This window comes from Variovorax durovernensis, from assembly GCF_977011995.1.
On record NZ_CDRNCW010000002.1, the window covers coordinates 502,116 to 514,701 of the forward strand.

Here is a 12,586-nt window from a genome sequence, read left to right on the forward strand (position 1 = left end):
GTAGCCGGCTTTCAACGACCGGCCGTGACGCGGCTACGAAGCCGAAGACAGCGCCGCGTCGATGGCACGCAGGAGCCGGCCCGCTTCGACGGGTTTGAAAAGCACGGCGACGCCCGATTCCCGAACACGCCGGAGGCGCTCGGGCGCAGTCTCTCCGGTGATCAGGAGCAGCGGAATCCGCGAGCCGTCGCGCCTGCTCAGTCGCAGGCCGGCGTCGAGCCCGCTGCCACCGTTGGCCAATCGGTAGTCGCACAGCAGCAGTTCGAAGGGTCGCCCTTCCATCTCGGCACTGGACAGTGCGAGCGCCGCCGTGCCCTCATCGGCGACAGCTTGCACATCGAAAGCGTATGGGCGCAATGCCTCGATCATTGCCTGGCGAATCTCGGCTTCGTCGTCTATGAGCAGTACGCGTCGCGGCGTTGCCGCCGCAAGGGCCCCGGTCGGCATCCGCGGCAGCTGATCGAGCCGCAGGCGCGCCGGCAAGTACGGATCGACCGGTGCATGCACCGCAGGTAGTCGCACGCGAAACCGCGTACCCCGACCGATGCGCGATTGCACATGGATCGGATGATCGAGAAGTCGAGACAACCGCCGCACGATCGACAGACCGATGCCGAGGCCGCGTGCACGATCCCGTTGCGAATTGTCGACCTGGTAGAACTCTTCGAAGATGCGTTCCAGCTGCTCGGCAGCAATGCCTATGCCCGTGTCTCGCACCTCGATCCAGACCTCGTCTCCACGCGCACGCACGCGAACGATCAAACCGCCTCGCACCGTGTACTTGAGCGCGTTGTCCACGAGGTTGGAGAGCATTCGCTGCAACAACTGCGGGTCGCTGCGCACCCAAACGCCGCTGACCTTCACGCGCAATTGCAGGCCTGCCTCCTCCGCGCGCGCCAGGAAGACATGGTTGAGCGACAGCAGAAGTGCGTCGAGTGCGACAGGTTGGATGTCAGGCGTGATGACACCCGCGTCGAGGCGGGAGACATCGAGCATGGTGTCCAGCGAATTGCCCAGTGCATTCACTGCGCGCATGAGCCGATCGGCATTCTGTTGTTGCGGATGGCTGTGCAGCGCGTTCTGGAGTGCTGCGCCGAACAGCGCGATGGCGTGCAAGGGTTGGCGCAAATCGTGACTGGCAGCCGCCAGAAAACGGGTCTTCTCGACACTGGCGCGCTCTGTCGCGGCGATCTGCTCACCCAGGCGACCGGCCAGTGATTCGTTCTCGAACCGCAAGATCAGGGCATCGGTCAGCTGCCTGTTCTGAAGGACGCCGCGGCGCAGCGCGAACACCAGGTAGGCGATGCCAATCGCCGCCAGGAACAGGTTCACGCCGTCGCTGTGCCAGAGCAATGCACCGATCAATCCCCCCATCATCGGAATGCCGTAGCCGAACAACGATGCCTTCATGGGCCACAGCGATTGCATCGCCAGGCCACAGCCGACCATGATCAGAATGGCCATCAGGGCCGTGACCTCGGGATCGTGCGTCGAGACGAAGAACCAGGGCACGGGGGCCGTGGCCATGCCGATCAGGATCATCTGCAGCGTGTGATCGCGAGCCCATCGGTGCTCTTCCGAAGGGGGCACGCCCGCATGCCAGCGAGGGGATAGCAGCACATACAGGTTCACGCAGACGAGCATCGACACGAAGGGCAGCACGAAGGGCAAGTGCAGGTAGAAGTACCCCATCGCTCCGCCGATGAAGGTGAAGCACAGATGCCCGCAGACGCCGGCCGTGCGCGATGCATAGACCGATGACAAGTGCTCGCGCAGCACGCGCTGACTGCTGGAAGTCTCGGTCTCGGAATGGTTCAATGGGGGGTCAACGAGAAATGCACGTTCTGCAGATTGTGCCCCCGAGACTCAGGCGCGACGCGAACGGAGAGGGGCAACTCAAATTTTCAGACGACGAAGGAGAGTCATGATGGCCGAACGTACGGTGGACGCAATCATCATTGGTGCTGGCCAAGCGGGCCCTTCGCTCGCCGGGCGCCTGAACGCGGCGGGACAAAAGGCGGTGCTGATCGAGCGCCATCTCGTTGGCGGCACTTGCGTCAATACGGGTTGCAAGCCGACCAAGACGCTCATTGCCAGCGCTTATTCGGCCCACACGGCACGCCGCGGGAGCGACTATGGTTTCTCGATCGCGGTGCCTGTCACGATGGACATGCCGGCAGTGGCGGCGCGCGCGCGAAAGGTGATCCTCGATTCGCGCAAAGGCAACGAAGATTGGCTGGCGAGCATGAGCAATGTCGAACTGGTCCGAGGCCACGCCCGGTTCGTCGACAAGCACGTTGTCGAGGTCAATGGCGTGAGGTTTGCAGCGCCGAAGATCTTCATCAATGTCGGCGGACGCGCGGCAATACCCGACCTGCCGGGCGTCGACGAGGTGCCCTTTCTGACCAACACCGAAATGGTCGCACTGGAAACGCTGCCGCGCCACCTGGTCATCGTGGGCGGGAGCTACATCGGTCTCGAGTTTGCGCAGATGTATCGCCGGTTCGGAGCCGAAGTCACGGTGGTGGAGCGCGCAGACCGCCTCATCGCGCGCGAGGACCCTGATGTGTCAGAAGCGGTTCGCGAGATTCTCGAGGCCGAGGGCATCGCAATACGCACCAGCGCAGATTGCATCAGCTTCAAGGCGCACGAAACCGGCGTCGCTGTTCGCGTCGACTGCAGGCAGGGCGAGCCTTCGGTGATTGGCACCCACGTCCTTCTTGCGATGGGACGGCGCCCCAACACGGACGACCTCGGCCTGGCGCAAGCGGGGATCGCGGTCGACGCTCGTGGATACATCACGGTGGACGACCATCTGCAGACGAACGTGCCAGGCATCTGGGCATTGGGCGATTGCAACGGACGCGGGGCCTTCACCCACACCGCATACAACGACTTCGAGATCGTCGCGGCCAACCTCCTGGACGGCGCCGACCGGCGTTTGAGCCAGCGGCTGCCTGGCTACGCGCTGTACATCGATCCTCCGCTGGCGCGGGTCGGCATGACCGACGCCGAGGCGGCGAAAAGCGGCCGGCAACTCCTGTACTCGAAGCTTCCCATGAACAGGGTCGGACGCGCGGTCGAAAAAGGCGAAAGCAAGGGATTCATGAAAGTTGTTGCGGATGCCGACTCCCGGCAAATCCTCGGTGCAGCCATTCTGGGAACGGGCGGGGACGAAGCCATCCACGGCATCCTCGACATGATGAACGCGGGCCAGACGATCGACACGCTGCGCTGGGCGGTGCCGATTCACCCGACGGTGTCAGAGCTGATTCCCACACTCCTGCTGGACCTGAGCGCGAAACCATTGGCGCACGAATATCGGTGAGCGCCCTGCCCCGTGGGGTCAGTGCTGCAGGATCTTCGAGAGAAACTGCTGCGCACGGTCGGAGCGGGCCGACGGATTGCCGAAGAAATCCTCCTTGGCGCAGTCTTCGACGATGCGGCCGCGGTCCATGAAGATCACCCGGTTAGCCACCTTGCGCGCGAACCCCATCTCGTGCGTGACGCACATCATCGTCATGCCCTCGCGCGCCAGGCCGACCATCACGTCGAGGACCTCGTTGACCATCTCGGGGTCGAGCGCCGAGGTGGGCTCGTCGAACAGCATCGCGACGGGGTCCATGGCCAGCGCGCGTGCAATGGCCACGCGCTGCTGCTGGCCACCCGACAACTGGCTCGGGAACTTGTGCGCATGCGCGCGCATGCCCACGCGCTGCAGCAGCGCCATGGAGGCGGTGCGGGCTTCGGAAGCCGAGCGCTTGAGCACCTTGATCTGCGCGATCGACAGGTTGTCCTCGATCGACAGATGGGGAAACAGCTCGAAGTGCTGGAACACCATGCCGACGCGCGCGCGAAGCTTGTTCAGGTCGGTCTTGGGATCGCCGACGGACACGCCGTCGACGGTGATTCGCCCTTGCTGGAATGGCTCCAGCGCGTTGACGCACTTGATGAGCGTGGACTTGCCCGAGCCCGAGGGCCCACACACCACCACCACTTCGCCCTTTCGGATGTCGGCGGTGCAGTCGGTCAGCACTTGGAAGGCACCGTAGCTTTTGTTGACGTGGCTGATTTCGATCATGGCTTGGCTCCTGCGCGGTTCAGCGCGTCAACAAGTGGTGCAGCGTGTTGGCGACCACGCGGGTGGCCTTGCGCAGTGCGTCCAGCGGCACACGCTCGTCGGCACGGTGGCCGTTGGCTTCGAGCAGCGATTCCGGCCCGGCGCCATACATCACGGTGGGAATGCCCGCTTCGCTGTACAGGCGCGCGTCGGTGTAAAGCGGCACGCCGATGGGCGTGACCGGCTTGCCCATCACGTCACTGGCCTCGCGGCACACCAGGGCGGCCAGCTCGTCCGCCCCCGGCGCCGGCGCGAACGGCCGTGCGAGCAGGATCTGGCGGATTTGCACCGAGATGCCGGGCAGCGCGCTGCAGGCCGACTCGATTACCTCGCGCAGTTCGGCCTCCACGGCCTCGGGCGATTCTTCGGGCACGATGCGCCGGTCGATTCGCAGGCTCAGTGCATCGGCCACCACGTTGGTGTTGATGCCGCCGGCAATGAGCCCGACAACCATGGTCGGGTGCGTGATGCCTGGCGTGCGCGAGGGCCGGTCGGCCAGGCCGTCGCGGTAGCGGTACAGCGCAGGCAGCAACGTCGCGGCGGCCTCGATCGCGTCGTGGCCGGTGTCGGGCCGCGCCGCGTGTGCCGAGGTGCCGCGCACCGACACCTCCAGGTGCAGGCAGCCGTTGTGCGCAACCACCACGTGGTGCGAGAAGGCGGCGGAGAGCACGAAGTCGGGCCGGCTCAAGCCCTTCGACAGAATCCATCCTGGGCCGGTCACGCCGCCGGTTTCCTCGTCGTAGGTCAGGTGCAGCTCGACCGTGCCGGCCAGCGGCGTGCCCGATGCGGCGAGCTGCTTGAGCGCGCGCATCGCGAAAGCGTAGGTCGTGAAGTCGGATTTCGACACCGCGGCGCCGCGGCCGTACAGCCAGCCGTCGCGCACCTCACCGCCATAGGGGTCGACGCTCCAGCCGGCACCCGGGGGCACCACGTCGCCGTGGGCGTTGAGCGCGACGACGGGGCCCTCGCCGAAGCGTTCGCGAACGATCAGGTTGGTCACGCTGCGCATGCCGTGCGCGGCCGCGTACTCAGGGGGCACTGCATGGCGTTCGACCTCGAAGCCCATGGCTTCGAGCAGGCGGGCGGTGAGCTCGGCGTGCGGCGCACAGTCGCCGGGCGGGTTGTCGGAGGGGCAGCGCACCAGTTCGGCGAGCGTGCTCACCTGCTCGTCGAAGTGGGCGTCGATGAACTGGCGCAGCGAATCGCGCGCAAGGGTGAAGGCGGGGGCGTTGTCGGTCATGTCGATCATGGCGGTCAGAGAAAGCGTTCGATGCGAAAAGGCGTGATGTCGAAGTCGGTGCGCCCGCGCACGATCAGCTCGGTGACGAGTTGTGCGGTGACGGGTGCAAGCGTGTAGCCGTTGGAAGTCACGGCGTTGTAGAAACCAGGGCAGCCCGGCACCTCGCCGAGGATGGGAGCGCCGTCGATGTTGACGTTCATGCCGGCCCAGCAGCGCAGCATGTGCAGGCCGCGTACCGCGGGCAGCACGCGGTGCGCCACCCACAGGTTGCCTTCGATGCTGTCGCGCACGGCGCGGTTCAGGCGCATGTCTTCGTTGAAGGCGGCGGTCCAGCCGCCGCCGACGATAAGCCCGCCGCTGGCCGCCTGCTTGAGGCTCAGGTGCCGGTCGGCATGCGCGACCAGGTGATTGACCAGCGGCGGCGCGGGTTCGGTCACGATCATCTGCAGCGGCGCGCCCTTGACCGGAATGGCGACGCCCAGCATGCGGCCGATGGCGCTCGACCAGGCGCCGCTCGCGTTGACGACGCGCCCCGCATGAATGACGCCGCGCGACGTGCGCACGACGTAGCCGGCACCGTCGCCCGGCAGCCGCTCGATGGCCTGCACGTCGCAACCGCGCAGCACGCGGGCGCCCTGCTGCTGCGCGCGCCGTGCCACCGCGTAGGTCGCGCGCAGCGGGTTGATCTTGCCTTCCATGGGGCACAGCTCGGCGCCGAGCAGCTCGCCCGACAGCGCGGGCGACAGGCGGCGCAGATCGGCGCCGCCGATCACCTGCGCGTCGATGCCGTGGCGCCGCTCCAGGGCAGCCTTGGCTTCGAGGAAGCGCATGCCGGCTTCGCTGTCGGCGACCATGAGGCCGCCGGTGATCCTGATCTCGAGGTCTTCGCCGCAGTCGGCCTCGATCTCCTGCCACAGGCGCACCGACAGCGGCCCCAGCGGCAGCGTGGCCGCGGCGGGGCCGCCGCCCTCCTGCGCCTTGGCACCGAAGTCGAAGGACAGCAACTGCACGTGCAGGCTGCCCGCATTGGCGCCCGAGGCCTGCAGGTTGAGGTCGTCGCGGTCCACCACCGTGACGTCCCGGCCTGCCTTCGACAGGAAGTAGCCCAGGCAGGCGCCGAGCACGCCCGCGCCGATGACCAGCACGTCGGTGCGCAACGGCTCGAAGGGCGCGTGCTCGACCGGCCGTGCGAGATTGGGCGTGATGGCGGGCTTGTGGCCGCCCCATTCGGGCTTTTCGAAGCCGAGCGCGCCGGCGGGCACCGGCTTGGCGGGCGGGCGCGGCGCGAAGTACTGCTCGACCTCCGGCGGCCGGCCCGTGAGCTCGGCCACCAGCCGCCCTGCGGTCACGGCGCAATAGCGTGCCTGGCAGCGCCCCATGCCAAGGCGCGTGTTTCGCTTGATGGCGGCCAGGGTGTCGGCACCAGCACGGATCTGCTCGCGCACCGAGCCGAAGCTGACTTCTTCGCAGCGGCACAGCAGGGTGTCGTCAGGCACAGCAGCCAGCGTGACGGGCGGCGGCGTGTAGATCGACCACAGGGCCTGCTGGAAGCACTCGGCGCGGTGCAGGCGGGTCGGCGCGTCGGCAAGGCCTGCCGGCGTCCTTGCCTGCAGGCCCAGGTTGCGCGCTGCCGCGGCACCGGCCAGTGTTCCGCGCGCCAGCGCGACCCGCGAGCCGCCCAGGTCGGCACCGTCGCCCACCACATATACACCGGGCACGCTGGTGGCGCCGTCTTCCTGTGTGACGGTGGCCAGATGCCCCAAGTGTCTGTCGGCGAGACGGTGCGCGCAGCCGAGCATGCGCGCGAGCTCGGTGGAGGGGATGAAGCCATAGCCCAGGCAGAGCGTGTCGGCCTCCAGCGCGCGCTGGGTTGCCGGCACCGCGCGGCCCTGGGCGTCCACGCGCGCGATCTCCACCCGGCGCAGGCCGCTCGTGGCGTCGGCATCGCCCTGCGCCTCGACCACGGCGTGCCCCCATAGCACCGGTACGCCGGCGGCACGCAGCCGCCGCAGATAGCGCCAGCCGTCGACCATCAGGTCGGGCGCGGTGCGCGCAGCGGCAAGCAGCTGGCGCCAGTGGCGCAGCGACGGGTGCGGGGCCGACTCCAGCACGGCAACCACTTCAGCGCGGCCAGCCAGCAACTCCGCGGCCAGCTGCAGGTTGAGCGGGCCGTTGCCCGCGATGACCACCCGGCGGCCCGGCGAGACGCGGTAGGCGCGAGCCAGCGTCTGGCCCGCGCCGGTCGTCATCACGCCGGGCAACGTCCAGCCGGGGAACGGCACAGGCCGCTCGTAGGCGCCGGGCGCGATCACAAGCTGGCGGCATTCGATGACCGTGGCATGGCCGTCGACAAGCGCCGCGACCTCCGTCGGCGAGAAGGCAGCCCAGACCTGGGCGCGCTGGATGACCGTGACGCCGGCGGCGCGGACTTCCTGCGCCAGCGCCAGCCCCTGCGCGAACTGGCGGTCCGCCGGCGTGGCTGCGCGATGAGACGGAGCGAGCGGTTTGTAGAACTGCCCACCCGATTCCAGGCGCTCGTCGAGCACGAGGACCTCGGCGCCGGCCTGGCGCGCCGCCAGCGCCGCCGAAAGCCCGGCCGGGCCGGCCCCGACGACCAGTACGTCGACCTGCCGCCGGGCGGGCTCGGCACCGGCATCGGGCGTGAGCGGCTGCAACGGGTCGTCAGGCGTACCGGCCGGCAAGGTGGAGCGCACCTTCTGGCCTTCGGCCACCTTGGTCAGGCAGGCGCGCTGGCTGGCCTGGCCGTCCACCGTGACCAGGCAATCGAAACACGCGCCCATGCCGCAGTAAAGGCCGCGGCGCTCGCCGCCGCGGGTATGCCGCATTGCCTTGATGCCACTGGCCGCGAGCGAGGCCGCGATGGTCTCGCCTTCGAGGCCGTCCACCGGCTGGCCGTCGTACCAGAAGCGGACGGGACGTCCGGCCGTGGCGATCGAGGGGTGGTTCAGTCTGGCGCTCATGGGCAGGTGCGAGGAAAAAACGGAATCAGCGTTGACGCGTTTGAATGTATACGTATACTACACGTATACGTATACTTCGTCATCCGATTTTCCAAGGACTGCCCCATGACAGCGTTCCGCGGCACCTATACGGTGCTCATCACCCCCATGACCGACGACGGCCTGCACGTGGACGTGCCGGCACTGAAGAAGCTGGTCAATTGGCAAATCGAGGAAGGAATCCACGGGCTGATCCCTTTGGGCAGCACGGGAGAGTTCCTGTCGCTGACGCCCGATGAGCGCCAGCTGGTGATCGAAACCTGCGTGAGCACTGCAGCAAAACGCGTGCCGGTGCTGATCGGCACCGGCGCGGAGTGGACCGACGAATGCGTGCGGCTGAGCCGCGAGGCGCAGAGCATGGGTGCCGACGGCGTCATGATCATTCCGCCCTTCTACAGCACGCCCACCGACGACGAGTTGTTCGCGCACTACCGCAAGGTGGGCGAGTCGATCGACATTCCGATCATGGTCTACAACAACCCGGCCACCGCCAACGTCGACCTCAAGCCGGAACTGGTGGCCCGCCTCTCGCGCATCGACAACTGCAAATACATCAAGGAGTCGACGCTGGAGGTGACCCGCGTGCGCGACATCATCGAGCTGTGCGGCGACCGCATGACCGTGTTCGCCGGCATCCTCGGCTACGAGTCGTTCTGGCTCGGCGCGCAGGGCTGGGTGGCCGTGTGCTCCAACCTGATCCCGAAGATGTCGGCGCGCCTGTTCGAGCTGGTGGCCGACGAACGCGACATGCCCGCCGCACTCGCCCTCTACAAGCAGATGCTGCCCATCGTGCGCTGGGTGGGCGGCCACCGGTACGTCGCCGCCTCCAAGGACGGGCTCACGATGATGGGCCTGCCGGTCGGCAAGCCGCGCGCGCCCCGCCTGCCGCTGCCCGACGCCGACGCCGCCGACTTGCGCAGCGCCCTCGCGCGCCTCGACCTGCTGGACTCGATCCACGCCTGAGCGCCGCTCCCGCCTGCCCGCCCTCTTCCCGGTTCACCTCGTCGCCTCGTTCGTTCATTCCTCAAGGACACTCCCATGAAACTGCTCTCCGCTCTCGCGTCGGCAACGGCACTCTTCGTCTTCTGCGCGGGCGCCGCGAACGCGCAGGCCTGCAAGTCGCCCGTGCCCGACTCGGCGCTCGTCAAGAAGGGCACGCTGACCATGTCGGTCAACCCCACGCTGCCGCCGATGCAGTTCGTCGACCAGACAGGCGCACTCAAGGGCATGCGCGTGGAACTCGGCGAGGCCATCGCCAAGCGCCTGTGCCTCACGCCCGAATACGTTCGCATCGAGTTCTCCGCCATGATCCCGGGCCTGCAGGCGGGCCGTTGGGACGTCATCAACACTGGCATCTTCTATACGGAAGAGCGTGCCAAGCTGATGCAGATGCTCATCTACGAAGACCAGGCCATCAGCATCAGCACCGCCAAGGGCAACCCGCTGAAGATCGCCAAGCCGGACGACCTGTCGGGCAAGAGCATCGGCGTGGAGCTCGGGGGCTTCGAGGAGCGCAAGGCGCGCGAGCTCGACAAGCAGCTCACCGACAAGGGCATGAAGGGCATGACTATCCGCACCTTCGAGAACTTCGCGATGGCGTTCCAGGCGCTGCGCGCGGGGCAGGTCGAGGTGGCCCTGTCGATCGACTCGACGGGCGCCGAGTACCAGAAGCGCGGCGACTTCGAACGTGTGCTGCATGGCCTGTTCCCCACGCCGGTCGCGCTGGCCGCGCGCAACAAGGACTTGGCCGCCGCGATGGCCAAGGCCATGAACGACATGAAGGCCGACGGCAGCTTCCAGAAGCTGTTCGACCAGTACGGCGTCAAGGCCGTCGACGGCGCGGTGAGCGTCAAGGGTCCGGCGGGCTGAGCCCCGCCGCCATCGCCATCGAGCACACCAAGGAACACTCATGGGACAAGGCTGGAGCTGGTCGGGGTTCGTCGACTACCTGTTCAATCCGTACATTCTCAGCGGCGCGGTAACCACGCTGTGGCTCACGCTCGCGGCCATCGCGGGCGGGCTGATCGTTGGCTGCGCGCTCGCGCTGGCCCGACTGTCGAGCCATCGCTGGATCGCGGGGCCGGCGCACTTCTACATCTGGGTGTTCCGCGGCACGCCCCTGCTGGTGCAACTGATCATCATCTACACCGGCTTGCCCCAGCTGGGTCTGAAACTGTCGGTGATCGAGTCGGCGCTGCTGGGGCTGATCCTCAACGAGGCGGCCTACCTGGCGGAGATCGTGCGCGGCGGCATCCAGTCGATTTCAGCCGGCCAGACCAACGCCGCGCGCGCGGTCGGCTTCAGCAGCGCGCAGACCATGCGCTACATCGTGATGCCGCAGGCCATGCGACTGATCGTGCCGACTCTGGGCAACAGCATCAACGGCCTGCTCAAGACCACCTCGATCACCTCAGTGATTTCCATGGAAGAGCTGCTGCGCCGCACCCAGGTGCTGATTCAGGAGAAGTTCATGGTGCTGGAGCTATTCGTGGTCGCGGCCATCTACTACCTGCTGATGACCACCGCGTGGGACTTCATACAGCGGCGCATCGAGCGCCACTACGGCCGTGCCTACGGCAACGCGAGCGCACCGGTGATGCCCGCCGAACCGGCGCTCGAGCAGCGCTAGAAAGAAAGCCCCCGGAGCACGCCTCATGAGCACCTACGACCTGATCCTGCGCAACGCCGACATCGCCACCGCGGGTGACCGCTACACCGCCGACATCGGCGTGCGCGACGGGCGCATCTGCGCCATTGCGCAAGGCCTCGACGCGAGCGCCGACCGCGAGATCGACGCGCGCGGCCGGCTGGTGACGCCCGGCGGCGTGGACGGCCACTGCCACTTCGACCAGCCAACCAGCGACGGCTCGCGCTTTGCGGACAACTTTCTCACCGGCACGCGCTCCGCGGCCTGCGGCGGCACCACCACCGTGCTGCCCTTCGCCGCGCAGCAGAAGGGCCACAGCATCCAGGAGGCGGTGGACGACTACCACCGCCGCGCCGAAGGCAAGGCCGTGATCGACTACGCCTTCCACCTGATCGTGGCCGACGCCACGCGCGACGTGACGCAGCGCGAACTGCCCGCATTGATCGAGAAGGGCTACACCTCCTTCAAGATCTACATGACCTACGACGACCTCAAGCTGGACGACCGCCAGATCATCGAAGTGCTGGCCACCGCGCGAAGGCACGGCGCCATGACGATGATCCATGCGGAGAACAGCGACTGCATCGCCTGGCTCACCGAGCAGTTGCTCGACGCGGGGCTCACCGCGCCGCGCTACCACGGCAGCTCGCGCCCCATGGCGGTGGAGCGCGAGGCCACGCACCGTGCCATCGCACTGGCCGAACTCGTCGACACGCCGATCCTGATCGTGCACGTCTCTGGCCGCGAAGCGGTCGAGCAGATTCACTGGGCGCGCGGGCGCGGCCTGCCGATCCATGCGGAGACCTGTCCGCAGTACCTGTTCCTGAGCGCCGAGGACCTGGGCATCGACCCCGACGACCCGATGCATGGCGCGCGCTGCATCTGCAGCCCGCCGCCGCGCGACAAGGCCAACCAGCAGTTCATCTGGAACGGGTTGTCGAGCGGGCTCTTCACCATCTTCTCGTCCGACCATGCGCCCTTCAACATGGGCGGCAGGGACGGCAAGCGCGTGGCCGGCGACGACGCGTCCTTCGACCGCATCCCCAATGGCATTCCAGGCGTGGAAACCCGCTTGCCGCTGCTGATGAGCGAGGGCGTGCTCAAAGGGCGCATCGACATCCACCGCTTCGTCGAACTCACGGCCACCAACCCGGCGCGGCTGTACGGGCTGTATCCCCGCAAGGGGACCATCGCCGTCGGCAGCGACGCCGATTTCGTCGTGTGGGACGTGTTCGCCCAGGGGAATGAAAAGCTGCTCACCAACAGCATGCTCCACCACGCGGTCGACTACACGCCCTATGAAGGCATGCAGCTTCGGGCGTGGCCTGGCGTCACCGTCTCGCGTGGGCGCGTGGTGTGGCAAGACGGTGAGTTCCTGGCCGAACCCGGGTCGGGCCAGTTCCTGCCCTGCCTGCGGCCGCGTGCCCCCAACGAGGGCAATCCCCTGGACAAATGGCTTTGATGCAGCAGGGCCGCACCGCAATGCGGCCCTGCTAAGCTCTCCCGCCCCATTCGGCCGCGCTTTGCGGCCTTGTTTGCGGCCTCCTTCGTGGCCTTCG

The 12,586-nt window shown here is 67.3% G+C and carries 9 protein-coding genes; 5 read left to right on the forward strand and 4 right to left on the reverse strand.

Annotation, left to right across the window (positions count from 1 at the left end; translation table 11 throughout):
• Window positions 1-33: 33 nt before the first annotated feature.
• Window positions 34-1,818 (reverse strand): ATP-binding response regulator, encoded by a 1,785-nt coding sequence (locus tag ACWV14_RS34365; protein ID WP_454908275.1) that lies wholly within the window; start codon window positions 1,816-1,818, stop codon window positions 34-36.
• A gap of 109 nt (window positions 1,819-1,927) precedes the next feature.
• On the opposite strand from ACWV14_RS34365, the gene ACWV14_RS34370 reads away from it, so the two are divergent.
• Window positions 1,928-3,328 carry an FAD-containing oxidoreductase gene (locus ACWV14_RS34370; RefSeq protein WP_454908276.1) on the forward strand — a complete coding sequence of 467 codons (1,401 nt, stop codon included), beginning with the start codon at window positions 1,928-1,930 and terminating at the stop codon, window positions 3,326-3,328.
• Between the two features lie 18 nt (window positions 3,329-3,346).
• Here the strand turns inward: ACWV14_RS34370 and ACWV14_RS34375 are convergent, their stop codons facing one another.
• Genes ACWV14_RS34375 through ACWV14_RS34385 form a run of 3 tightly spaced genes read right to left on the reverse strand, consistent with a single transcriptional unit; the run spans window position 3,347 to window position 8,341 of the window.
• A complete protein-coding gene (locus ACWV14_RS34375; protein WP_454908277.1) occupies window positions 3,347-4,081 on the reverse strand; it encodes an amino acid ABC transporter ATP-binding protein in 735 nt (244 codons plus the stop codon).
• 19 nt (window positions 4,082-4,100) lie between these two features.
• Window positions 4,101-5,360, reverse strand: coding sequence for a M20/M25/M40 family metallo-hydrolase (locus ACWV14_RS34380; RefSeq protein WP_454908820.1), 1,260 nt, complete (start codon window positions 5,358-5,360; stop codon window positions 4,101-4,103).
• Window positions 5,361-5,374: 14 nt separating this feature from the next.
• Window positions 5,375-8,341, reverse strand: coding sequence for an FAD-dependent oxidoreductase (locus ACWV14_RS34385; protein ID WP_454908278.1), 2,967 nt, complete (start codon window positions 8,339-8,341; stop codon window positions 5,375-5,377).
• A gap of 105 nt (window positions 8,342-8,446) precedes the next feature.
• On the opposite strand from ACWV14_RS34385, the gene ACWV14_RS34390 reads away from it, so the two are divergent.
• The 4 genes from ACWV14_RS34390 to hydA all read left to right on the forward strand — a co-directional run bounded on the left by ACWV14_RS34390 (window position 8,447) and on the right by hydA (window position 12,489).
• Entirely contained in the window at window positions 8,447-9,343 is an 897-nt protein-coding gene (locus ACWV14_RS34390; protein WP_454908279.1) for a dihydrodipicolinate synthase family protein, read from the forward strand.
• A gap of 75 nt (window positions 9,344-9,418) precedes the next feature.
• A complete protein-coding gene (locus ACWV14_RS34395) occupies window positions 9,419-10,249 on the forward strand; it encodes an ABC transporter substrate-binding protein (protein ID WP_454908280.1) in 831 nt (276 codons plus the stop codon).
• A gap of 40 nt (window positions 10,250-10,289) precedes the next feature.
• Window positions 10,290-11,009 carry an amino acid ABC transporter permease gene (locus ACWV14_RS34400; RefSeq protein ID WP_454908281.1) on the forward strand — a complete coding sequence of 240 codons (720 nt, stop codon included), beginning with the start codon at window positions 10,290-10,292 and terminating at the stop codon, window positions 11,007-11,009.
• Between the two features lie 25 nt (window positions 11,010-11,034).
• On the forward strand, window positions 11,035-12,489 hold the full coding sequence (hydA, locus tag ACWV14_RS34405; RefSeq protein ID WP_454908282.1) for a dihydropyrimidinase: 1,455 nt from the start codon (window positions 11,035-11,037) through the stop codon (window positions 12,487-12,489).
• The last annotated feature ends 97 nt before the right edge of the window (window positions 12,490-12,586 follow it).